We start from the raw sequence: 20,905 nt of genomic DNA, 5'->3' as shown, positions 1-20,905 counted from the left end.
GCCCTTTGCGCCCGTTCGAGTTCGGCCTCGCATTCGCGCCGCAGCGCGGCATGGCGAGCGGCCTGGTCCGCGACGCTCTGCTGCGCCTCGGCGAGCTCGGCTTCGGCGCCGGTGAGCACCGACTCGGCTTCGGCGAGCGCGGCCTGAAGCCGGGCGCGCTCGGCCACGCCCGCCGTCTCGGTTCCGGCCAGCGCCTCCCCCTCCGCAGCGAGACGGGCGAGCGTGGTCTCGGCGTCGCGGCTGGCTTGTTGCTGCCGGGCCGCATCGCGGTCGAGCTCGGCGGCGCGGCGGCGCAATTCGGCCAGCCGCTCGGCGGCGCGGCGCTCCTCGCCCTCGAGGTCGGTGCGGGCCTGGTGCAGCCGCCGCAAGCCGGCCGCAGCGGAGATCTCCTCCTGCCGCAACGGCGCCACCTCGTGCCGGGCCACGGCCTCGGCGCGCGCGGCCTCGCTCTGCGCGGCGGTGCGGTCGGCCACCAGCCTGAGCGCCTCGCGACCCTCCGCCTCAGCGGCGAGCCGTTCCGTCTCGGCGCGCCGCCAACCCGAGGCCGCGAGCTGCAGCTCGAGCGTCCGGATGGCGGCGGAGAGGGCCCGGTAGCGGCCGGCCTGACGGCCCTGCCGGCGCAGCCCGTCGGCCTGAGCCTCGATGCCGTGCAACACGTCCTCGAGGCGGGACAGGTTTTCCTCCGCCTGGCGCAGCCGCAACTCGGCCTCGTGCCGGCGCGCATGAAGGCCCGCGATGCCGGCCGCGTCTTCCAGGATGCGACGGCGCGCCTGGGGCTTGGCGGCGATCAGCTCGCTGATCTGCCCCTGCCGGACCATGGCGGGCGAGCGGGCGCCCGTGGCCGCGTCGGCGAACAGGAGCTGGACGTCGCGGGCCCGCGCCTCACGGCCGTTGACCTGATAGCTCGACCCGTGCGTCCGCTCGATGCGGCGCGACACCTCCAGCACGTCGGCGTCGTTGAAGGCCGCGGGCGCGCTCCGGTCCTCGTTGTCGAGCGCGAGTGTGACGTCGGCGGTGTTGCGGGCCGGCCGGGTGGCCGAGCCGCCAAAGATTACCTCGTCCATGCCGGCGGCCCGCATGTTCTTGTGCGAGCTCTCGCCCATGACCCAGCGCAGGGCCTCGACGAGGTTGGATTTGCCGCAGCCGTTCGGCCCGACCACGCCGGTGAGCCCCGGCTCGATCGGAACCTCGGTCGGTTCGACGAAGGTCTTGAACCCGACGATGCGGAGCTTGGTCAGCCTCACGGTGGAGCCGCGCGGCCGCGCGGCCCGGACAGATCCGGCCCAGGCCGCAGGCGGTCAGGCGCCGAGGATCGGCTTGATGATCTTCTCGAGTTCCTCAATCGACTGCGCGCCGGCCTTCCGCTGCCCGTTGATGAAGAAGGTCGGCGTCGACTCGACCCGGAATGTCTCGGCCGCCCGCGTCTTCACGGCATTGACGGCGTCATAAAGCGCCTGATCACGCAAGATCGCGTCGAATTTTTCCTGTGAAAACCCGGCCTGCCGCATGGTCTGCCGAAGTGCGTCGAGCGGCTTCGGTGCGGTCGTCCAGCTCCGCTGCGTTTCGAACAAGAGATCCACCACGGCGTAATACTTGGCCGACTGGTCGGCGCGGGCGAGCATGAAGCCGGCGGTGGCCAGCGGATCGAGCGGGAACTCGCGCAGCGCGAAGCGAACCTGGCCGCCGTCGATCCAGCGCTTCTTCAGCTCGGGCCATGTCGTGGTGTGGAACGTGGCGCAATGCGAGCAGGTCAGCGAGGCGTATTCGATGATCGTGACCTTGGCGGTCTCGGGGCCGACCCAGACGTCGCCCAGCGGCCCGGGCTTGGCGAGTTCCGCCGCGGACACGTTTTGGGCGAAGGCGGGTCCGACGCCGAGGGAGGCTGCGCCAGCCGTGGCGGCCGCAAGGGCGATCATGTCGCGCCGGGTGATCATGAGGAGGCTCCTGAAAGACTGCCCGTCAGCTATGGCGCGCAGGCGGGCCTGACAAGGACATGCCGGGCGCGTCGCTCTCCGCGGGCCGCGACGCCATCGCCCGGCCCAGCCGCTCCAGGGCGAGCCGGAGCGGCGGTGCCTCGAGCCCCTGGACGGCCTCGGCGATGCGCCGCAACTCGGCCTCGCCCAGCGGCGGAGGCGGCCGCCGGACCGGGTTTCGACTACCCACGGGCCCCTGTTTTAGGACCAGCTTGCCGACGCAGCGCCAGCCATAGACCGCGTTGATGCGCTCCAGCACCACCGGCGCCATGTGCTGCAGTTCCAGCGCGAAGGCGCCTTCCACCCGAACCACCAGGGTCGCGGGCTCCGGCCGCTCTTCGTCGCGGCCGCGTCGGCGCGGCCAATCGACCCGCAGAGGCCGGGACGCCTCGGCGAGCCGCTCGCCCACGATCTCCGGCCAGGACGCGACCACGTCCGCCCCGGTGAAGCCCTGGGCAGCCATGGACGGCCCGAGCAGCCGGACGACGAGATCCGCGAGAGGTTTCGTGCGGGCCATGGACGACTCTAGCCCGGGGCGGCGGGCCGGCTCAAGCGCGGTCGCGGACCGGCAGGCGCCAGGCCTCGGCCAGATCGTGCCACCCGGCGAGGCGGCGTCCCTTGCGGGCCAGCCTCCGCAACTCGGCCCCGGTGGGAAAGGGCCGGTAAGGCTGCAGGGGAAGGGGGCGCTCCGCCGCCCGCCCGGTTTCGAGATCCGCCAGGACCCGGGCGAGGAGGGGCAGGGCGGCCTCGTGCAGCCGGGCGGCGGCGGACAGGGCGCTGAGGCCCGGTTCGTCCCCCATCTCCGCCTGAGCCAGGAGGGCCCCGGCGTCGATCCGGGGCGCGAGCCGATGCACGGAGACTCCGAAGCGGACCGGGTCGTCGAGCAGGGCGTGGATGGTCGGCACCGGCCCGCGATGGTCGGGCAACAGGCCAGCATGCACGTTGATCCCACCGAGCCGCGGCGCCGCGATCAGCTCCGCCGAGAGGATCTGGTCGAAGTGGAAGCTGACCAGGAGGTCCGCGCCCGATTGCGCCAGCGCCTGCCGGAAGGCAGGGCCGTTCACGTCATCCACCACGAGGACCGGGATGCCGAGGCGGCGGCAGGTGAGCGGCAGGGGGCAGGCGAGGCCATCATCCGCCGGCGGGCGGCGGAGGAGGCCGGCGAGCCGCGGCGCCGTAAAATTCGCGGCCAGATAGGGCAGGATGCGGGGACCCGACAAGCGCAGCCGGCGCAGCAGCTGGCCGGAGGCGCCCCCGGCGCTCCCTCGGTAGGGGTCGGACAGGCCGACCAGCGCGATGCGGCCGGCTTCGGCAGCCACGAAGCGGCGCACGGCCCGCGACGCCGCCACGGCTTCCAGCGTCAGCAGGGCGATGCGCATCGGCGCTCCTGACCCGGGCGGGCCGTTCCGGCTAGAACCTTGCACACGCCACCACCCGATTCGTCCGTGCCCGCCCGTCCAGCCGCCGCGAAGCCCCTAACCTCCGCCGCGAGCCCGGCCAAGCCTGGCCCGGGCGAGGCGAAGGCGGCCGACCTCTTGCGCTGGTATGACCGGCACCGGCGCGAGCTTCCCTGGCGGGCGAAGCCTGGCGAAACGGCGGACCCGTACCGGGTGTGGCTGTCCGAAATCATGCTGCAGCAGACCACTATTGCAGCCGTAAGACCATTTTACGCCCGCTTCCTCGAGCTGTTTCCGAGCGTCGAGGCACTGGCCGAGGCGCCGGTGGAAACCGTGATGGGCGCGTGGGCCGGGCTCGGCTACTATTCCCGGGCCCGCAACCTGCACAGTTGCGCCAAGGCCGTGGCTGCGGCGGGCGGCAGCTTTCCGGACACTGAGGCGGGGCTGCGGACGCTGCCCGGCATCGGGCCCTATACGGCGGCGGCGATCGCCGCCATCGCGTTTGGCCGGCCCGCCGCTGCGGTGGACGGCAACGTCGAACGGGTGGTGTCGCGGCTGCGGGAGATCGAGACGCTGCTCCCGGCCGCGAGACCCGAGATCCGGGATGCGGTGCTGGCGCTCGTTCCGCTCGACCGCCCGGGCGATTTCGCTCAGGCGCTGATGGACCTCGGCGCAACCATCTGCACGCCCCGCCGGCCGGCCTGCGCGCTCTGCCCCTGGATGGAGCCGTGCCGGGCGCGGGCCTCCGGCCAGCAGGAGCTGTTTCCCCGCAAGCTGCCGAAGCGGGAAGGGGTCTTGCGGCGGGGTGCGGCCTTCGTGGCGCTCAGGGCGGACGGGGCCGTCCTCCTCGGAACGCGGCCGCCGCGAGGGCTGCTGGGCGGCATGGCCGAGGTGCCGACCAGCGCCTGGGCCCCCGATTACGACAGCGCCGCCGCCATGCTGGATGCGCCTCTGGACGCGCGCTGGCGACGGCTCGCCGGAACCGTCCGGCACGTCTTCACCCACTTTCCGCTGGAACTCGCGGTGCTGTCGGCCCGGGTGGCGCGGGGCACCCCGGCGCCGGACGGGATGCGCTGGACCCCCCGCGAGAAGCTGGCCCAGGAGCCGCTGCCGAACGTGATGAAGAAGGTGCTGGCGCTGGCCCTCGATGGGCCGCCCTGACCGCCGCCCCGCCGCGGCTCAGCGGCGGAGCCGGACCCGGCGCATCAGAGCTGAGCCTGGAGGCTGTTTCGGACCTCCGCCCTGAACGTGTCGATCACCTGCCGGGTGCCGCCGCGCTCGGCGTGCCAGAAGGTCCAGCCGTTGCAGGCCGGGAGGCCCTGGACGAGGGCGCCGATCTTATGGATCGAGCCGATGGCGGGCCCGGCCAGCAGCGTGCCGTCGGCCCGCACCAGGGCGCGGTGGCGGCCGCTGGCGCAGGAGAGTTCCTCGCCCGGGCTGAGATGGCCGGCCTCGATGACCGACAGAAAGGGGATGCGAACCTCGTTGCGCTTGGCCGGGGCCGCCGCAACGGCGTCGGCCGCCAGGGGCTCGATCGCCGCGATGCGCCGGCGCGCCGCCTCGGCATAGGCCGGCTCGCGCTCGATGCCGACGAAATGCCGCCCGAGGCGACGGGCCACGGCCCCGGTGGTGCCGGTGCCGAAGAACGGGTCGAGCACCAGGTCCCCGGGATTCGACGCCGCGAGGAGGATCCGGCTCAGCAGCGCCTCGGGCTTCTGCGTCGGGTGGGCCTTGCGGCCCGCCTCGTCCTTCAGCCGCTCGTCGCCCGTGCAGAGCGGAAACAGCCAGTCCGACCGCATCTGCAGGTCGTCGTTGCCGGCCTTCATGGCCTCGTAATGGAAGGTGTAGCCCTTCGCCTCGGCGCTTCTGGACGCCCAGATCAGGGTTTCGTGGGCATTGGTGAAGCGGCGCCCACGGAAATTCGGCATCGGGTTGGCCTTGCGCCACACGACGTCGTTCAGGATCCAGTAGCCAAGGTCCTGAAGGGTCGCCCCGACCCGGAAAATGTTGTGGTAGGAGCCGATCACCCAGAGGGTGGCGTTGGGCTTCATCACCCGGCGGACCTCGCCGAGCCAGGCGCGGGTGAACGCGTCATAGGCGGCGAAGCTCGCGAACTTGTCCCAGTCGTCGTCGACGGCATCGACCACCGACTGGTCGGGGCGGCTTAACGCCCCTTCGAGCTGCAGGTTGTAGGGAGGATCGGCGAAGACGAGGTCGACGCTCGCGGACGGAAGGCTCCGCAGGGCGGTGAGGCAATCGCTCTCGATGATCTTGTCACGCGTGGTCCCGACGGCAGTCGGGAAGACGCGCCCAATCCGAGGCGCCGGCGCGATCGACCCGGTACGCGAGACAAGTTTCCGGGCGAAGGCGCCGGCGGCCGCGGTACGCTGGGTACCCATTGGCCAAACACCGGTTACGCAACTGAACGACCCGGATCATGCTGGAAGGCGGTAAAAGCCGGGTGTTGCGGCCGATGTTCTGTGCGTCCCGTTTTGGGGCTGCAGAATCTGCCGGGTCGGGCCGCGGCGGGCCTCAGGCCTCGACGGCGCCCACGGCCTCCGGCCGCAGACCAGCCTCTGCCAGCCGCACGGGCGCGAAGCTGCGCCGATGGAACGGGCAGGGGCCCCGATCGGCCAGGGCGGCGAGGTGGAAGGCCGTCGAATAGCCGACGTTGCTGCCGAAGCCGTAGGCGGGAAAGCTCTCGGCGAGCCGCCGCATCATGCGGTCGCGCACCACCTTGGCCACGATGGACGCGGCCGCAATGGACGGCACCGAGGCGTCGCCCTTGATCACGGTGTGGACCGGGCAGGGCAGGCGCGGCGCATCGTTGCCGTCAACCAGCGCCGCGTCGGGCCGGCAGGGCAGGGCGTCGAGGGCCCGGCACATGGCGTGGAGCGAGGCCTGTCGGATGTTGCGCCGGTCGATCTCGCCGGACGGCACCGAGGCGATGCCGACGGCGGCACTGGCCAGGATCTCCAGAAACAGCTCCTCCCGCCGCTCCGCACTCAGCACCTTGGAATCGGCGAGGCCCTTGGGGATGCGCTTCAGGTCCAGCACCACGGCCGCCGCCACCACCGGACCGGCGAGCGGCCCACGCCCGACCTCGTCCAGCCCCGCCACGGTGCCGTGGCCGCAACGAATGAGCTGACGCTCGCGGGTGGGTTTCAGGAGGGGCGGGGGCATGGCGCTGATTCGGAGACGCCACCCTTCTCCGACCCGAGACGCCCCGGTGTCGAGTCGCCCTCAGAACAAGGCGAGCTGCGCGGCCTCCTTCACGGGCGGCCGAAACAGGTCCGTGCGCAGCTGCCGCCGTTCGGTGTTGAAGCCGATGCGCTTCGCCGCCGTCTCGAACCGCCGGCCGATCATCCAGGCATAGGGCCCGACGCCGGTCTGCCGCTGGCCCCAAGCCGAGTCGTACAGCTTGCCGCCCCGGGTGCCGTCTACCAGCGACAGCACATGCGCCATGCGGTCGGGATAATGCTCGGCCAGCCAGTCGCGAAACAGCCCCTTCAGCTCATGCGGCAGGCGCAGCAGCACGTAGCCGGCCTCCCGGGCCCCCGCCGCATAGGCGGCCCGCAGCAGGCCCTCGATCTCGTGGTCGTTGATGGCCGGGATGATCGGAGCGTTCAGGACGGTGACGGGGATGCCGGCTTCAGCCAGCATGCGGATGGTCGAGAGCCGCTTGGTCGGCGAGGCGGCGCGCGGCTCCATGCGGCGGGCGAGCTTCGGGTCGAGGGTCGTGACCGACACGGCGACCTTGGCGAGGCCGCGCGCAGCCATGGACGACAGGATGTCGATGTCCCGCGTCACGAGCGCCGACTTGGTCACGATGCCGACCGGGTGGTTCGCGGCGTCGAGCACCTCGAGAATGCTGCGCGTGATCCGGTAGGTCCGCTCGATGGGCTGATAGGGATCGGTGTTGGTGCCGATTGCCAGCACCTGCGGGTCGTAGCCCTTGGCGCCGAGCTCCTTCTTCAACAGTTCGGCCGCGTTGGGCTTGGCGAACAGCTTGGTCTCGAAATCGAGCCCCGGCGAGAGGCCCTGGTAGGCGTGGCTCGGCCGCGCGAAACAATAGCTGCAGCCGTGCTCGCAGCCGCGGTACGGATTCACCGAGCGGTCGAAGCCGATATCCGGCGAGTCGTTGCGGGTGATGATGGTGCGGGGCTTCTCGAGCGTCACCTCGGTGCGGATCGGGTGCGGCTCCTCCTCGAGGTCCCAGCCGTCAAAGATCTGCTCGCGCTGGATCGGCTCGAAGCGGCCGTCCGGATTGCCGGCCGCCCCGCGGCCGTGCCGCCGCTCGGCGTCCACCCCCTGATAGCTGCGCAGCTCCGGCCGCCGGCGGTCGACCGGCGCGGCCGGCACGCGTGACGCAACCCGGGCCGGCTCTCCGTCGCGACGTGACCTGATCTGTGCGCTCGCCATGGCGCCCTCCGAAGCCGCGCCGATTCGGCGCTGGGTCAAACTAGAACAAAACAGGAACTTCGCAACACCCCCAGGCAGCCCGAGCGGTCAAGCGTCGTTCAGGTCGGCAAGCGGGGCGTACCTGTTTCGTTCCGGAGGGCGCTGTGGATAACCCCTGTCGGCTGTGGATAGCTTGTCGGCCGCCGCCGCGGTTCAGCCGCCGCCGCGCCGCAGGTGCTCATCGAGGCGCGGCATAATCTCGACGAAGTTGCAGGGCCGGTGCCGGTAATCGAGCTGCGCCTCGAGGATCCCGTCCCAGGCGTCCCGGCAAGCGCCGGGCGAGCCCGGCAGAACGAAGATGTAGGTGGCGCCGGCGACGCCGGCCGTGGCGCGCGACTGCAGGGTGGAGGTGCCGATCTTGTCGTAGCTGATGCGGTGGAACACCGCCGAGAAGCCGTCCATGCGCTTCTCGAACAGCGGCTCCAGCGCCTCGGGCGTGACGTCGCGGCCGGTGAAGCCGGTGCCGCCCGTGGTGATCACCGCATCCACGGCCGGATCCTCGATCCAGCGCCGCACCGCACTCCTGATCGCCTCGACGTCGTCCTGCACGATGGCCCGGCCGGCGAGTTCGTGGCCGGCTCGGCCAAGCCGCTCGACCAGCGTATCGCCCGAGCGGTCGTCCTCCGGCCGGCGCGTGTCGGAGACGGTCAGAACGGCGATCCGGAGGGGAACGAAGCTCCGCGAGGTGTCCAGCCCGGCCATATCGATTCCCGCCGCTAGAGCCGGCTCGTCCGGAACGTGTCGCAGCTCTGGACCTGCCCGGTCCGCAGCCCTGTCTTCAGCCAGCGCACGCGCTGCTCGGACGAGCCGTGGGTGAAGCTGTCCGGCATCACCGCGCCGCCGCCCCTGCGCTGCAGGTGGTCGTCGCCAATGGCCTGCGCGGCAGCGATCGCCTCCCGGATGTCCTTGTCGTCGATCGACCGGAAGCGCTCGTTGGACTTGTTGGCCCACACGCCCGCCAGGCAATCGGCCATCAGCTCGACCCGGACGGAGAGCTGGTTCGCCTCCCGCTCGTCCACGTCCTGCTGCCGCCGCTGCACCTTGCCCAGGATGCCGAGCACGTTCTGGATGTGGTGTCCGACCTCGTGCGCGATCACGTAGGCGTAGGCGAAATCCCCGCCCGTGCCGAATTTCTGCTGCATCTCTTGGAAGAAGGTGAGGTCGATATAGAGCTTGCGGTCCAGCGGGCAGTAGAACGGCCCCATGGCCGATTGCGCGCTGCCGCAGCCCGATCGGGTGCCGGCGCGATAGAGCACCATGCCGGCCGGCGGGTAGGCCCGGTTGGCCTGGGCCGGGAGGACCTCCTTCCAGACGTCCTCCGTGTTGCCGAGGACGCGCTGCGCGAACTGGCCGATCTGGTCGGCGATGGGGCCGCCCCGCCCGGGCTGGGGCTGAGGTCCCGGCTGTCCCTGCTGGCGTGGCGCCGGCTGCTCGTAGCCGGAGCCGCCGCGGCCGGACTCCGCGCCCTGGATCAGCACCCGGGGATCGATGCCGAGGGCCCAGCCGATGAGGCCGAGCACGATGACCGTGCCGATGCCGAGCCCGCCCCGGCCCCCGCCGATCGGGATCCCGAAGCCGCCGCCCCCGCCGCCTCCGCCTCCGCGACGGTCCTCGACATATTCGGACGGGCGAAAATCTTCCCAGCGCATGGTCGTGTCCTCGGGCCCTCGCTGCCCGCAATGGCCAAGCTCAAACCGGAGCGGTCTGCCCGGGTTCCGCGCGGTCGTCCAGCGCCTTGCGGAGTTGGAGGAGGTCGCGCCAGGCGAGCCGTTTGTGCAGCGGCTGCCGCAGCAGGTAGGCCGGGTGGAGCATGGGCAGGACGCGCATCCGCGCCTCGCCCACGCTCTGTTCGGCCCAGCGCCCGCGCATCCGCACGATGCCCTCCCGGCTGCCCAGCACGGTCTGTGTGGCGGGGGTGCCGAGCGTCACCAGGATCTCCGGCCGGGCGAGCTCGATCTGCCGAAGGGTGAAGGGCAGGCAAACCGCGACCTCCTGCGGGGTCGGCGTGCGGTTCCCCGGCGGGCGCCACGGCACCACGTTGGCGATGTAGACGGCCGAGCGGTCGAGACCGACCGCCGCCAGCATGCGGTCGAGAAGCTGCCCGGCCCTTCCCACGAAGGGCCTGCCGACCCGGTCCTCGTCCGCGCCCGGCGCCTCGCCCAGGATCATCACGCGGGATCCCGGCGTGCCGTCGGCGAAGCACAGCGACCGGGCCGAGGCCTTCAGCGCGCAGCCCTCGAAGGCGGCGACCAGCGCTTCGAGTTCCTCCAGCGTGGCGGCCCGGGCCGCGTGCTGCCGCGCCTCGGCGGCGATCTCCTCGGTGGAGGCGGTCGCCCGGGGGATCAGGGGGGCGGGAGGCCGCGCCGGCCCGCCGCGCTTGAGCGGCGCCCGAGGGCTTTCGGCATCCGGAGATGCGGCGGCCGCAGGAGCCGGGTCGGCCGCAGTCTGGGGCGCGGCCTCCGCGGTTGGGACCGTTCGGGACGCTTCGGCGAACCTGTCGTGCGACGCTTCGTCCAGGGCGATGTCGATGCCGGCTTCGAGATGGAACTCGAGCAGCGCGATCAGGGCATCGCGATCGGCCGAACCCGGCAAGGCGGTCTGCATAGGACGTTATAGACGCGGCGCCGTTCACCGCCTACCGCGGTCGGGGCGACCGGCGGGGTCGGCTGCGGCTCGGGGCTTGTGCGCTTGCCACGGGGCGAGGCGGCCCGCTACCGCTGACACACAATCGAGATGGCTGGAGGCGAGATGGCGGAGGGCAGCACGGAGATTCCGGCCCGGGAGGCGATGGAGTTCGATGTGGTGATCGCCGGCGGAGGTCCCGCGGGCCTCGCGACCGCGATCCGGCTGAAGCAACTCGCCGCCGAATCCGGCTCCGACCTTTCGGTCGTGGTGGTCGAGAAGGGCTCCGAGATCGGCGCCCACATCCTGTCCGGGGCGGTGATCGACCCGATCGGCCTCGACCGGCTGCTGCCGGAATGGCGCGGCGATCCGGAGCGCCCGCTCACCACGCAGGTGGAGAAGGACGAGTTCCTGTTTCTCGGCGCGGGCGGCGGGGTGAAGATCCCGACCGTGACCCTGCCGCGGCTGATGAACAACCACGGCAACTTCATCGGCTCGCTCGGCAACGTGGCCCGCTGGCTGGGCCGGCAGGCCGAGGCGCTGGGCGTCGAGATTTACCCGGGCTTCCCGGCCTCGGAACTCCTGATCGAGGACGGCAAGGTCGTCGGCGTTGCCACCGGCGACATGGGACTCGACCGCTCCGGCGAGCCCAAGGGCGACTTCACCCGCGGCATGGAGCTGCGCGGCCGCTACACGGTGCTGGCCGAGGGGGCGCGCGGCAGCCTCACAAAACAGGCGATCGCCCGCTACGAGCTGAACAAGAACTCCGACCATCAGAAGTACGGGCTCGGCGTCAAGGAGCTCTGGCAGGTGCAGCCCGACAAGTTCCGGCGCGGCCTCGTGCAGCATTCGATGGGCTGGCCGCTGCCAAACAAGGCCGGCGGCGGCTCCTGGCTGTACCATTACGACGACAACCTCGTTTCGGTCGGCTTCGTGACCCACCTGAACTACGAGAACCCGACGCTGTCGCCGTTCGACGAGTTCCAGCGCGTGAAGACGCACCCGATGATCCGGGACACGTTCGAGGGCGCCAAGCGGATCGGCTACGGCGCGCGGGCCATCATGGAAGGCGGCTGGCAATCGGTGCCGCGCCTGACCTTCCCGGGCGGGTGCCTGGTCGGCGATTCGGCCGGGTTCGTGAACGTTCCCCGCATCAAGGGCTCGCACAACGCGCTGCTGTCCGGGATGCTGGCGGCCGAGCACCTGTTCGAGGCGCTTGTCGCCGGGCGCGGGCAGGACGAGGTGGAGGGCTACGAGGAAGCCTGGCGCGGCTCCGAGATCGGCCACGATCTCTATCGGGTGCGCAACGTGAAGCCGCTCTGGTCGCGCTACGGCACGCTGGTCGGCATCGGCCTCGGCGGGGTGGACATGTGGATGACGGAGCTGCTCGGCAGCTCGCTGTTCGGCACCCTGTCGCACGGCAAGCCCGACCACGAGTCCCTGAAGCCGCTCTCCGAGGTGACGCCGATCCGCTACCCGCGTCCGGACGGGGTGCTGACCTTCGACCGGCTGTCGTCGGTGTTCCTGTCCAACACGAACCACGAGGAGGACCAGCCGGTCCATCTCAAGGTGAAGGACATGGAGTTGCAGAAGCGCTCGGAGCACGACGTCTTCGGCGGACCCTCCGGCCGTTACTGCCCAGCCGGCGTGTACGAGTGGCTCGAGGAGGGCACCGAACCCCGCTTCGTGATCAACGCGCAGAACTGCGTGCACTGCAAAACCTGCGACATCAAGGATCCGAACCAGAACATCACCTGGGTCACGCCCGAGGGGGGCGGCGGGCCGAATTACGCCGGCATGTGAGAGGACGCGCCGTGCCGGGCTGGCAGGACGCGGCAACGAGGCGTCTTGCCCGGCAGAGTCGGCCGGGCCATTCTGCCGCAGAGTGAGTCAGGGCGTCGCGCGACGCGGGCGGTCGCCGAGGTGGAGCCGTAATGGTGGTCTTGTCTGAGGCTCGCTGGCCTGTGCGCCGTCGCTCGGCGGCGCGCCGGGCCACTGCGGCCATATTCGCGCTCTGTGTGCTCTCGGCCCAGGCCGAGGCGCGCCGCGCCCCCACTCCCGGCCAGCCGGCGTCGACTTCTCCCTTCGCGCCGGCGGCGAGCCTCGAGGGCAATTTCCTTGCGGCGTATATCGCCGGTGCCTCCCGGGACACGGCCGCGGCCGCGGTGTTCTATCGCGAGGCGCTGCGGGCCGACCCGCTCAACACCGATCTGCTGGAGAAGGCCTTCATCTCGTTCGTGGCGGACGGGGACGTGGAGGCGGCCGCCCGCGCGGCCGACAGGATCGCGGCCCGTGACCCGACCAATGGCCTCGCCCAGCTGACGCTGGCGACCCGGGCGTTCAAGGCACGGCAATATGCCGCCGCCCGCACCTCGCTGGCGCGCGGCGTGCGCGGGCGTGCGGCCGACCTGACCGCCACTCTCCTGACCGCCTGGTCCCATGCCGGCTCGCGCGACGGCAAGCGCGCGCTGGAGGTCGTCAACACGATCAAGGCGGAACGGGGCTTCGCGATCTTCCGCGACTACCACGCGGGGCTGATTGCGGAACTCGTGGGCAACCTGCCGGAGGCCGAGCGCCGGCTCAAGGCAGCCTACGACGCCGAAAAGAACACGCTCCGGATCGTCGATGCTTACGGCCGTCTGCTTGCCCGCCAGGGCAAGACCGAGGCCGCCCTCGCGGTGTACCGGGCCTATGACGCCGTCGCGCCCCGGCATGCCTTTGTCCGCAACGCCATGGCGCAAATCGGCTCCGGCAAGCCGCTTCCGCCCATCGTGCAGAGCGCCCAGGACGGCGCGGCCGAGGTTCTGTACGGGCTGGGGTCGGCGGGCAGCCAGCAGGGCGATGAGCTCGCCTCGCTGATCTATCTTCGGCTCGCCCTGCACCTCAATCCGGAGCACTCGCTCGCGCTCGTCACGCTGGCGGACGTGTTCGAGCGCATGAAGCAGACCGAGCAGGGCATCGCGGCCCTGCGGCGGGTGCCTGCGGCTTCGCCGCTCAAGACCAGCGCCGACGTGCAGGTCGGGCTCAGCCTCGAGCAGCTCGGGCGCGGTGACGAGGCGATGCAGCATCTGGAGAAGCTGCGCGCCGAGCGGCCCGACGACAGCGACGTTCTCGTCGCTCTCGGCGGCATCCAGCGGATGCGGAAGAAATACGCCGAGGCGGCCGAGACCTACGGGCAGGCGATCGCCCTGACCCAGGAGGGCGACAGCGGCCGCTGGCCGCTCTTCTACTACCGGGGCACGAGCTACGAGCGCGCCAAGGAGTGGGACAAGGCCGAGGCCGATCTCAAGACGGCGCTGGATCTGGTCCCCGATACCCAGACCGTCTGGAAGGCGCAGGTGCTGAACTACCTGGGCTACTCCTGGGTGGATACGGGCCGCAACATCGACGAGGCCTTCAAGCTGCTCAAGCGGGCCGTGGAACTGAGCCCGCGCGACGGCATGATCATCGATTCCCTCGGCTGGGCTCATTATCGACTCGGCCAGTTCGAGGACGCGGTGCGCGAACTGGAAAAGGCGGCGGAGCTGAAATCCGGCGATCCGGTCATCAACGACCATCTCGGCGACGCCTATTGGCAGGTCGGCCGTCGGCTCGAGGCGCGGTTCCAGTGGCAGCACGCCAAGGATTCCAGTCCGGAGCCGGAAGATCTGAAGAAGATCGAGGAGAAGCTGCAGGGCGGGCTGCCCGAGATGCCGAAGCCGGCCGAGGCGCAGACCAACCCGACCGAGCAGATCAAGAGCGGCGGCTGACCGCTCCGATTCCTGCGCGGACGCCCCGACCATGAGGGATGCCGCCGCGGCGGCGCTGACGACGCGCGCGCCGGCCAAGGTCAATTTGACCCTGCACGTGCTCGGCCGCCGGCCGGACGGCTACCATGAGCTCGACAGCCTCGTGGTGTTCGCCGGCGTGCACGACCGGCTGAGTCTGGTGCCGGGCCCGGAACTCTCGCTCGCGGTCTCCGGCCCCCGCGCCGATGCGGCGGGACCGACCGGGGACAACCTCGTCCTGCGGGCCGCCCGGGCGCTCGTGGAACGCCGGCCCGGGCTGCGGGTCGGCGCCTTTCACCTGGTGAAGAGACTTCCGGCTGCGGCCGGGATCGGTGGTGGCTCCTCCGACGCCGCGGGCGCGCTGCGCCTCCTGGCGCGGCTGAACGGGCTCGCGCTGGACGCCCCGGAGGTCGCCGACGCCGCGCGGGCGACCGGGGCCGACATCCCGGTCTGCCTCGATCCCACGGCCCGCATGATGCGGGGGGCGGGTGAGCGGGTCGGCCCGGCGCTCGCGCTGCCGCCTCTCTTCGCGGTGCTGGTCAATCCGGGCGTGGCGGTGCCGACGCCGTCCGTGTTTCGGGCGCTTGGCCTGGTGCCCGGCGAGCGCCGGCCCGCGGCCGCGACGCCGGAGCAGGACTGGCCGGCCGAGCCCTGGGCCCTGCTCGCCCGGCTGGCCGCCGCCCGCAACGATCTCGAAGCGCCCGCCCTGGGCCTCGCGCCGGCGCTCGCCGACGCGCTCGGGCGGCTGAGCCGGTCCCCGGAATGCCGGCTGGCCCCGATGTCCGGTTCAGGCGCCACCGTGTTCGGGCTCTTTCCGGATTGTCACGCGGCCGCCCGGGCGGCCCGCGTCATCCAGGCCGACCGACCCGCCTGGTGGGTGAAGCCGACGCTGCTGCGCTGAGCGGCGACGCTGCGGCGGCCGGGACGACCGGACGGCCTCGTCCCGGTTAATGCGTGCGGGCGATGCAGAACTCGACCGCGTCGAGCAGGGCGCTCTTCATGGGGCTGTGCGGGAACAGCGCCAGGGCGTCCCGCGCCATCTTGCCGTAATGGCGGGCGCGCTCGACCGTGTCCTCGATGGCCCGATGGCGGCGCAGGATGGCGACCGCGCGCTCCACGTCGTCCCCGCCGATCTCGCCCCGTTCCAGCGTGCGGCGCCAGAAGTCCCGCTCCGCCTCGTCGCCGCGGCGGTAGGAGAGCACGATCGGCAGGGTGATCTTACCCTCGCGGAAGTCGTCCCCGACGTTCTTGCCGAGCGCGGCGGCGGTGCCGCCGTAATCCAGCGCGTCGTCGACGAGCTGGAAGGCGATGCCGAGATTCATGCCGTAGGAGCGGCAGGCGGCCAGCTCGGCCTTGGGCCGGCCGGCGATCACCGGCCCGACCTCACAGGCGGCCGCGAACAGCTCCGCGGTCTTGCCCCGGATCACCGCCAGGTACTCGTCCTCGTTGGTCTCGACATGCTTCGCGGCCGCGAGCTGCAGCACCTCGCCTTCGGCGATGGTGGAAGCCGCGGCGGACAGGATGGCCAGCGCCGGAAGCGAGCCCGTCTCGACCATCATCTTGAAGGCCTGGCCGAGCAGGAAGTCGCCGACCAGAACGCTCGCCTCGTTGCCCCATTTCAGCCGGGCCGCGATCTTGCCGCGCCGCATGGTCGAAGCGTCGACGACGTCGTCGTGCAGCAGCGTCGCCGTGTGCATGAACTCGACCGCCGCGGCCAGGCCGACATGGCCGTCGCCCTGGTAGCCGGCGAGCGATGCGGTCGCGAGCGTCAGCATGGGGCGCAGGCGCTTTCCGCCAGATGAAATCAGGTGGTTCGCGACCTCCGGAATCATCGTCACGCGGGATCCGGTCCGGGCGACGATGAGGCGGTTCACCCGCTCCATGTCGTCGCGGACCAGCGCGACGAGATCGTCCAGGCTCGCGGCCCCTTGCGTCCTGTCCTCGAACGATAGCACCACGCCCACGTACGGTCCCCGGTTGCCGGATCGATGCTCCAGCCGGATGATGCTCCCTCGCATGTCATCGCGGTGCACCGCAACGTGCGCCTTGCCGCAACACGGGATCCTTCTCGGCCCATGCTCGAATTGATCCGCACCAACGACGTCGTCCTCCTCGACGTCGTGCGGCGCCTGCTGGAAGGGGACGACATCCCGGTCCTGGTCGCGGACGCGCACATCAGCGTGCTGGAAGGGTCCATCGGCGCGTTTCAGCGGCGCCTCCTGGTGCCGGCGGATTGGGCCGACGAGGCGCGCAGGCTGGTGATCGAAGCGGGACTCGGGGCCGAATTGCGTGACACGTGAGGCTTGCGACGCGCCGGAGATCACCGACGACCGGCTCCTCGAGGGCCGGGTCCGGCTGCTCCAGCCGCGAAGGGGTCACCGGGCCGGAACGGATGCCGTGCTCCTGGCCGGGCAGGCCGATCTCCGGCCGGGCGACCACGTGGTCGACCTTGGCAGCGCCAGCGGGGCAGTGGGCCTGATGGCGGGTGCGCGGGTGCCCGGGATCCGGCTCACGCTGGTGGAGCGGGACCCGTTGCTCGCCGCGCTGGCGCGCGAAAATCTTGTTCGCAACGGGCAGGCCGAGGCCGAGGTGCGGAATGTCGACCTGTTCGCGGACCGCCGCACGCTGAGGGCGGCCGGCCTGTCAGCCGGCATGGCCGACGCGGTGCTGACCAATCCGCCCTTCTTCGAGGGGGGGAGCCCACCCTCGCCCGATCCGGGCCGGCGGGCGGCGCATGTGTTCAGCGGGGGCGGTCTGAACGGCTGGCTCGGCGTGGCCGCCTGGCTGCTGAAGCCACGCGGCCGGCTCACGCTCGTGCACCGGGCGGACGCGCTCGAGACCTGCCTCGCGGCGCTCGCGCCCGCCTTCGGCTCGACCGTCGTGGTTCCGGTCCGGTCCGATCCGGAGCGGGACGCCGTCCGCATCCTTGTCTCGGCGGTGAAGGGCGGGCGCGCGCCGCTCAGGATCGCGCCCGCACTGGTTCTTCGGGCCGGTCCGGCCCGAGGGCCCGAAACCGAGCTTTCTTAGCGGGCCGGCTGCGGGCAGGGCGCGCGGTTGCCCTCGCCGTAGCCGGCATAGACGACCTTGACCTTGCGGCCGCAGGCGGGGCCGTCCACGATCTGCTCGGCGATGGCCTGAACGGCCTGGGCCTTTTCGGCGGGAGAGACCTGGAGGCGGGTCTCGATCACCGGCCCCGCACCCTGCTCCGCGCGACCGTCCCGGGCTTCCGCCGCGGCGAGGCCGACCGTCAGGAGCGCCGAGCCAAGCATCAGCACGACAACTTCTGGCAATCTGCTCATCTTATTCCCCTGATCGACGGAACAGCCGTAGGGCCGTCACTGTCGGATATCTGTGCGCGACCGCACGGGTGCGCGTTCAGGTCACGAATGCCGCCCTGGCGCGAATGTTCCACGGGGATGTCGGACATCGTTAGCGAAGGGAATCCAGAGCCCACATGCGTAAAGCCCCGGCTCCTGATGGGACCGGGGCTGAGGCCGGGCGACGCCGAGGCGTGGCCGGAATGGTGGGGTTTGCGCCGTCCGGCCCGCTTGCCGCCGGGGCGGAGACGGGCGCCCGGAAACTAGCCGGCGAGCTTCTGCGGAACTGGCTCGCGCAGGGTATAGCCGCGGCCCCAGACCGTCTCGATATAGTTCTTGCCGCCGGAGGCGTCCGCGAGCTTCTTGCGCAGCTTGCAGATGAAGACGTCGATGATCTTCATCTCCGGCTCGTCCATGCCGCCATAGAGGTGGTTGAGGAACATCTCCTTGGTGATCGTCGAGCCCTGGCGCGTGGCGAGGAGATCCAGCATCTGGTACTCCTTGCCCGTCAGGTTGACGACCTTGCCGGCGATCTCCGCCTGCTTGGCCTCGACCTTGATGGTCAGGTCGCCGCAATGGACCGCCGCCTCGGCGTGGCCCTGCGAGCGGCGCACGATGGCGTGGATGCGGGCGACCAGCTCGTCCTTGTGGAAGGGCTTGGTCAGGTAGTCGTCGGCTCCAAAGCCGAGTCCCTTCACCTTCTCCTGCGTTCCGGCCATGCCGGACAGAATGAGCACCGGGGTCCTGACCTTGGCCACCCGCAGCTGCTTCAGCACGTCGTAGCCCGACATGTCGGGGAGGTTCAGGTCGAGCAGGATGATGTCGTAATCGTACAGCTTGCCGAGATCGATGCCTTCCTCGCCGAGGTCGGTCGCGAACACGCTGAAACTCTCGGCCCGGAGCATGAGTTCGACGCTGCGGGAGACCATCGCATCGTCTTCGATCAGCAGGACACGCATGCGGGACACCGGGCGCAGGAGTAGGAGTCCGGTAAGCATGAGGCGGAACCGCTAACAATCGATGAACCATACGGCGGCGGGCGCGGATTGCGGGGGAGCCTGTGCGCAACTCGCGGCGCCCGCCCTCGCTGTTCATCCTTCCCGGGAGCCGCTAAGCGGCCCGCTTCTGGCCAGAGGAATGGCGCGACATGGCGAAGGACGAGGTCGATCTGTTCGTGATCGGCGGCGGCTCGGGCGGGGTGCGGGCCGCCCGAATCGCGGCCGGCCACGGCGCGAGCGTCGCGCTGGCCGAGGAATACCGGCTGGGCGGAACCTGCGTGATCCGCGGCTGCGTTCCGAAAAAGCTGATGGTTTATGCCAGCCGCTTTCGGGACGAGTTCGAGGATGCGCGCGGGTTCGGCTGGGATGTCGGGGAGCCCCGCTTCGACTGGTCGGTTCTGAAGCGCAACAGGGACACGGAGATCCGGCGCCTCGAGGGGATCTACCGCTCCCTCCTGCAGACGAGCGGCGTCGAGATCCATGAGGAGCGGGCCACCATCGCAGATGCCAACACGGTGGCGCTCGCCTCCGGGCGGCGCATCCGGGCCCGCCACATCCTTGTCGCGGTCGGGGCGACGCCGTCGCTCGACCCGCCGATTCCCGGCGGGGAGCTCGCCATCACCTCGAACGAGGTGTTCGACCTCGAGAGCCGGCCGGACAGGATCCTGATCATCGGCGGCGGCTACATCGCGGTCGAGTTCGCCGGCATCTTCGCCGGTCTCGGGTCGGAAACCACGCTACTCCACCGCGGCGACAAGCTGCTGCGCGGCTTCGACGAGGATCTGCGCGATGGGCTGGGCGAGGCCTATGCGAAGCGTGGCATCGGCCTGGCGCTCGGCACCACGCTGGAGCGGATCGCGCGCGACGGCCGCGTGCTCCAGGCGACCCTGTCCGATGGCCGTACGCTGCCGTTCGACGCGATCCTGGTCGCGACGGGGCGGCGGCCGCACACGGCCGGACTCGGCCTCGAAGGTGTGGGCGTGGCAACCGACGAGATCGGCGCCATCCCGGTCGACCTGCACTCGCGCAGCGCCGTGCCGTCGATCTGGGCGGTGGGCGACGTGACCAACCGGGCGAACCTGACGCCGATTGCCATCCGGGAAGGCCATGCCTTCGCCGACACCGTCTTCGGCGGCAGGCCGACCGCCGTGGACCACGGCCTGATCCCGACGGGCGTCTTCTCAACCCCGGAGATCGGCACGGTAGGCATGAGCGAAAGCACGGCGCGATCCCGGCACGGCGGCGACGTGGTGATCTTCAAGGCGAGCTTTCGGCCGATGAAGGCCACGATCAGCGGCCGGGACGAGCGGACGCTGATGAAGATCGTCGTGCACGGCTCCACCGACCGCGTGCTCGGCGTGCACGTGCTCGGCCACGACGCGGGCGAGATGATCCAGCTCGCGGCCGTGGCGGTCGGCATGGGCGCGACCAAGGCCGATTTCGACCGCACCGTCGCGGTCCATCCGACCGCGGCGGAAGAGTTCGTCACGATGCGGACGCCGTTCGTGACCAAGAAGTCGGTCGCGGTCGGGTAGGCGGCCGCGGAGGGGGGCGGCCCGGAGGCCGGGGCCGCCTCGGCTCAGCCCCGGCCGACGAACGGCATCTTGGTCGCCATGACGGTCATGAACTGCACGTTCGCGGCCAGCGGCAGGGAGGCCATGTGCGCCACGGCGTCGCCCACGACGGCCGGGTCCATCACGGCCTCGGCGGCGATCTGGCCGTTGGCCTGAGGCACGCCGGCCTTCATGCGGCCGCCCATGGCGGTATCGGCATTGCCGATGTCGATCTGGCCGCAGGCGATGTCGTAGGCGCGGCCGTCGAGCGAGCACGACTTGGTCAGCCCCGTCACCGCGTGTTTCGTCGCCGTGTAGGCGATCGAGAACGGCCGCGGGGCGTGGGCCGAGATGGAGCCGTTGTTGATGATGCGGCCGCCGCGCGGGGTCTGGTCCTTCATGATCCGGAACGCGTGCTGGATGCACAGGAACATGCCGGTCAGGTTGGTGTCGACCACCTCACGCCAGGTCTCGAGGGGCAGGTCCTCGATGGGAACCGCCGGTGCGCCGCGGCCGGCATTGTTGAACAGCACGTCCAGCCGACCGTAGGTCTGCTGGGTCTGGCCGAACAGCGCGGCGACGTCCTCGGGCTTGGTCACGTCGCCCGGGACCACCAGCGTGCGGCCCCGCTCGGCTGCCGCCGCGACCTCCTCCAGGGGCTCGCGCCGCCGCCCGGACAGAACGACCGAGAAGCCGTCCCGCAGCAGCGACAGGACCGCCGCCTTGCCGACTCCGGTGCCGGCTCCCGTGACCAGGGCTACCTTGTGCTGCTCGCTCATTGTCGTCCTCCCCGAAGGCCGGTCTGTAGAGGCTCGCG

At 71.1% G+C, this 20,905-nt stretch carries 21 protein-coding genes; 7 read left to right on the top strand and 14 right to left on the bottom strand.

Annotated features, from left to right (window positions below):
- The 4 genes from JWR86_RS08415 to JWR86_RS08400 all read right to left on the bottom strand — a co-directional run.
- A partial coding sequence (locus tag JWR86_RS08415; RefSeq protein WP_299563543.1) for an AAA family ATPase occupies window positions 1-1,244 on the bottom strand: 1,244 nt, incomplete at its 3' end.
- A gap of 54 nt (window positions 1,245-1,298) precedes the next feature.
- Window positions 1,299-1,934, bottom strand: a complete 636-nt coding sequence (locus JWR86_RS08410; protein WP_299563540.1) for a DsbA family protein — start codon at window positions 1,932-1,934, stop codon at window positions 1,299-1,301.
- Window positions 1,935-1,959: 25 nt separating this feature from the next.
- Entirely contained in the window at window positions 1,960-2,490 is a 531-nt protein-coding gene (locus JWR86_RS08405; protein WP_299563539.1) for a DciA family protein, read from the bottom strand.
- A gap of 31 nt (window positions 2,491-2,521) precedes the next feature.
- Entirely contained in the window at window positions 2,522-3,352 is an 831-nt protein-coding gene (locus tag JWR86_RS08400) for a formyltransferase family protein (RefSeq protein WP_299563536.1), read from the bottom strand.
- A gap of 156 nt (window positions 3,353-3,508) precedes the next feature.
- Between JWR86_RS08400 and JWR86_RS08395 the strand changes: the two genes are divergently transcribed.
- Window positions 3,509-4,531: an A/G-specific adenine glycosylase gene (locus JWR86_RS08395; protein ID WP_299563548.1), complete on the top strand. Its 1,023-nt coding sequence runs from the start codon at window positions 3,509-3,511 to the stop codon at window positions 4,529-4,531.
- A gap of 44 nt (window positions 4,532-4,575) precedes the next feature.
- Here the strand turns inward: JWR86_RS08395 and JWR86_RS08390 are convergent, their stop codons facing one another.
- From JWR86_RS08390 to JWR86_RS08365, 6 genes are all read right to left on the bottom strand, one after another.
- On the bottom strand, window positions 4,576-5,769 hold the full coding sequence (locus tag JWR86_RS08390) for a site-specific DNA-methyltransferase (protein ID WP_299563534.1): 1,194 nt from the start codon (window positions 5,767-5,769) through the stop codon (window positions 4,576-4,578).
- A gap of 133 nt (window positions 5,770-5,902) precedes the next feature.
- Window positions 5,903-6,553, bottom strand: a complete 651-nt coding sequence (locus JWR86_RS08385) for a ribonuclease HII (protein ID WP_299563532.1) — start codon at window positions 6,551-6,553, stop codon at window positions 5,903-5,905.
- A gap of 60 nt (window positions 6,554-6,613) precedes the next feature.
- Window positions 6,614-7,792, bottom strand: coding sequence for a PA0069 family radical SAM protein (locus JWR86_RS08380; RefSeq protein ID WP_299563529.1), 1,179 nt, complete (start codon window positions 7,790-7,792; stop codon window positions 6,614-6,616).
- Window positions 7,793-7,984: 192 nt separating this feature from the next.
- Window positions 7,985-8,533 (bottom strand): molybdenum cofactor biosynthesis protein B, encoded by a 549-nt coding sequence (gene moaB / locus JWR86_RS08375; protein ID WP_299563527.1) that lies wholly within the window; start codon window positions 8,531-8,533, stop codon window positions 7,985-7,987.
- A 14-nt stretch (window positions 8,534-8,547) separates the two neighbouring features.
- On the bottom strand, window positions 8,548-9,480 hold the full coding sequence (locus tag JWR86_RS08370) for a neutral zinc metallopeptidase (protein ID WP_299563524.1): 933 nt from the start codon (window positions 9,478-9,480) through the stop codon (window positions 8,548-8,550).
- Window positions 9,481-9,520: 40 nt separating this feature from the next.
- A complete protein-coding gene (locus JWR86_RS08365) occupies window positions 9,521-10,435 on the bottom strand; it encodes a uracil-DNA glycosylase (RefSeq protein WP_299563521.1) in 915 nt (304 codons plus the stop codon).
- Window positions 10,436-10,579: 144 nt separating this feature from the next.
- Here JWR86_RS08365 and JWR86_RS08360 point away from each other — a divergent pair, with 144 nt between their 5' ends.
- The 3 genes from JWR86_RS08360 (at window position 10,580) to JWR86_RS08350 (ending at window position 15,121) form a co-directional block, all read left to right on the top strand.
- The gene (locus JWR86_RS08360; protein ID WP_299563518.1) at window positions 10,580-12,256 is read left to right on the top strand and encodes an electron transfer flavoprotein-ubiquinone oxidoreductase; all 1,677 of its coding nucleotides are present in this window, start codon (window positions 10,580-10,582) and stop codon (window positions 12,254-12,256) included.
- 131 nt (window positions 12,257-12,387) lie between these two features.
- Window positions 12,388-14,202, top strand: coding sequence for a tetratricopeptide repeat protein (locus JWR86_RS08355; RefSeq protein WP_299563515.1), 1,815 nt, complete (start codon window positions 12,388-12,390; stop codon window positions 14,200-14,202).
- Window positions 14,203-14,233: 31 nt separating this feature from the next.
- Complete coding sequence (locus JWR86_RS08350) at window positions 14,234-15,121, top strand: 4-(cytidine 5'-diphospho)-2-C-methyl-D-erythritol kinase (RefSeq protein WP_299563512.1); 888 nt, start codon at window positions 14,234-14,236, stop codon at window positions 15,119-15,121.
- A 46-nt stretch (window positions 15,122-15,167) separates the two neighbouring features.
- On the opposite strand, the gene JWR86_RS08345 is transcribed toward JWR86_RS08350, so the two are convergent.
- The gene (locus JWR86_RS08345; RefSeq protein ID WP_299563509.1) at window positions 15,168-16,184 is read right to left on the bottom strand and encodes a polyprenyl synthetase family protein; all 1,017 of its coding nucleotides are present in this window, start codon (window positions 16,182-16,184) and stop codon (window positions 15,168-15,170) included.
- 111 nt (window positions 16,185-16,295) lie between these two features.
- Here JWR86_RS08345 and JWR86_RS08340 point away from each other — a divergent pair, with 111 nt between their 5' ends.
- Both JWR86_RS08340 and JWR86_RS08335 read left to right on the top strand, forming a co-directional pair.
- Window positions 16,296-16,520 carry a DUF2007 domain-containing protein gene (locus tag JWR86_RS08340; RefSeq protein ID WP_299563506.1) on the top strand — a complete coding sequence of 75 codons (225 nt, stop codon included), beginning with the start codon at window positions 16,296-16,298 and terminating at the stop codon, window positions 16,518-16,520.
- Window positions 16,510-17,247: a methyltransferase gene (locus tag JWR86_RS08335; RefSeq protein WP_299563503.1), complete on the top strand. Its 738-nt coding sequence runs from the start codon at window positions 16,510-16,512 to the stop codon at window positions 17,245-17,247. Before JWR86_RS08340 ends, JWR86_RS08335 begins: the two co-directional genes overlap by 11 nt.
- Here the strand turns inward: JWR86_RS08335 and JWR86_RS08330 are convergent.
- Together JWR86_RS08330 and ctrA are read right to left on the bottom strand one after the other, a co-directional pair.
- A complete protein-coding gene (locus tag JWR86_RS08330) occupies window positions 17,244-17,519 on the bottom strand; it encodes a hypothetical protein (protein ID WP_299563500.1) in 276 nt (91 codons plus the stop codon). The two genes, JWR86_RS08335 and JWR86_RS08330, sit on opposite strands and share 4 nt — an antisense overlap.
- Window positions 17,520-17,800: 281 nt before the next feature.
- Window positions 17,801-18,496 carry a response regulator transcription factor CtrA gene (gene ctrA / locus JWR86_RS08325; RefSeq protein ID WP_299563497.1) on the bottom strand — a complete coding sequence of 232 codons (696 nt, stop codon included), beginning with the start codon at window positions 18,494-18,496 and terminating at the stop codon, window positions 17,801-17,803.
- Window positions 18,497-18,684: 188 nt separating this feature from the next.
- Here ctrA and gor point away from each other — a divergent pair, with 188 nt between their 5' ends.
- A complete protein-coding gene (gor, locus tag JWR86_RS08320) occupies window positions 18,685-20,070 on the top strand; it encodes a glutathione-disulfide reductase (RefSeq protein ID WP_299563494.1) in 1,386 nt (461 codons plus the stop codon).
- Between the two features lie 44 nt (window positions 20,071-20,114).
- On the opposite strand, the gene JWR86_RS08315 is transcribed toward gor, so the two are convergent.
- Window positions 20,115-20,867 (bottom strand): SDR family oxidoreductase, encoded by a 753-nt coding sequence (locus JWR86_RS08315; protein WP_299563491.1) that lies wholly within the window; start codon window positions 20,865-20,867, stop codon window positions 20,115-20,117.
- Window positions 20,868-20,905 lie beyond the last annotated feature (38 nt).

Origin of the sequence: Enterovirga sp. (genome assembly GCF_028290205.1) — a bacterium.
Taxonomy (GTDB): Bacteria; Pseudomonadota; Alphaproteobacteria; order Rhizobiales; family Beijerinckiaceae; genus Enterovirga.
Note: the sequence above shows the minus strand (reverse complement) of the source record. Positions and strands in the feature narration are given on the sequence as shown.

What these genes read in the sequence shown, in the direction of transcription:
- JWR86_RS08340 (WP_299563506.1), top strand. Translation starts at nt 16,296, where the DNA reads ATGCTCGAATTGATCCGCACCAACGACGTCGTCCTCCTCGACGTCGTG.
- JWR86_RS08385 (WP_299563532.1), bottom strand. Translation starts at nt 6,553, where the DNA reads ATGCCCCCGCCCCTCCTGAAACCCACCCGCGAGCGTCAGCTCATTCGT.
- ctrA (WP_299563497.1), bottom strand. Translation starts at nt 18,496, where the DNA reads ATGCGTGTCCTGCTGATCGAAGACGATGCGATGGTCTCCCGCAGCGTC.
- gor (WP_299563494.1), top strand. Translation starts at nt 18,685, where the DNA reads ATGGCGAAGGACGAGGTCGATCTGTTCGTGATCGGCGGCGGCTCGGGC.
- JWR86_RS08360 (WP_299563518.1), top strand. Translation starts at nt 10,580, where the DNA reads ATGGCGGAGGGCAGCACGGAGATTCCGGCCCGGGAGGCGATGGAGTTC.
- moaB (WP_299563527.1), bottom strand. Translation starts at nt 8,533, where the DNA reads ATGGCCGGGCTGGACACCTCGCGGAGCTTCGTTCCCCTCCGGATCGCC.
- JWR86_RS08315 (WP_299563491.1), bottom strand. Translation starts at nt 20,867, where the DNA reads ATGAGCGAGCAGCACAAGGTAGCCCTGGTCACGGGAGCCGGCACCGGA.
- JWR86_RS08365 (WP_299563521.1), bottom strand. Translation starts at nt 10,435, where the DNA reads ATGCAGACCGCCTTGCCGGGTTCGGCCGATCGCGATGCCCTGATCGCG.
- JWR86_RS08410 (WP_299563540.1), bottom strand. Translation starts at nt 1,934, where the DNA reads ATGATCACCCGGCGCGACATGATCGCCCTTGCGGCCGCCACGGCTGGC.
- JWR86_RS08380 (WP_299563529.1), bottom strand. Translation starts at nt 7,792, where the DNA reads ATGGCGAGCGCACAGATCAGGTCACGTCGCGACGGAGAGCCGGCCCGG.
- JWR86_RS08405 (WP_299563539.1), bottom strand. Translation starts at nt 2,490, where the DNA reads ATGGCCCGCACGAAACCTCTCGCGGATCTCGTCGTCCGGCTGCTCGGG.
- JWR86_RS08330 (WP_299563500.1), bottom strand. Translation starts at nt 17,519, where the DNA reads ATGAGCAGATTGCCAGAAGTTGTCGTGCTGATGCTTGGCTCGGCGCTC.
- JWR86_RS08370 (WP_299563524.1), bottom strand. Translation starts at nt 9,480, where the DNA reads ATGCGCTGGGAAGATTTTCGCCCGTCCGAATATGTCGAGGACCGTCGC.
- JWR86_RS08355 (WP_299563515.1), top strand. Translation starts at nt 12,388, where the DNA reads ATGGTGGTCTTGTCTGAGGCTCGCTGGCCTGTGCGCCGTCGCTCGGCG.
- JWR86_RS08390 (WP_299563534.1), bottom strand. Translation starts at nt 5,769, where the DNA reads ATGGGTACCCAGCGTACCGCGGCCGCCGGCGCCTTCGCCCGGAAACTT.
- JWR86_RS08350 (WP_299563512.1), top strand. Translation starts at nt 14,234, where the DNA reads ATGAGGGATGCCGCCGCGGCGGCGCTGACGACGCGCGCGCCGGCCAAG.
- JWR86_RS08400 (WP_299563536.1), bottom strand. Translation starts at nt 3,352, where the DNA reads ATGCGCATCGCCCTGCTGACGCTGGAAGCCGTGGCGGCGTCGCGGGCC.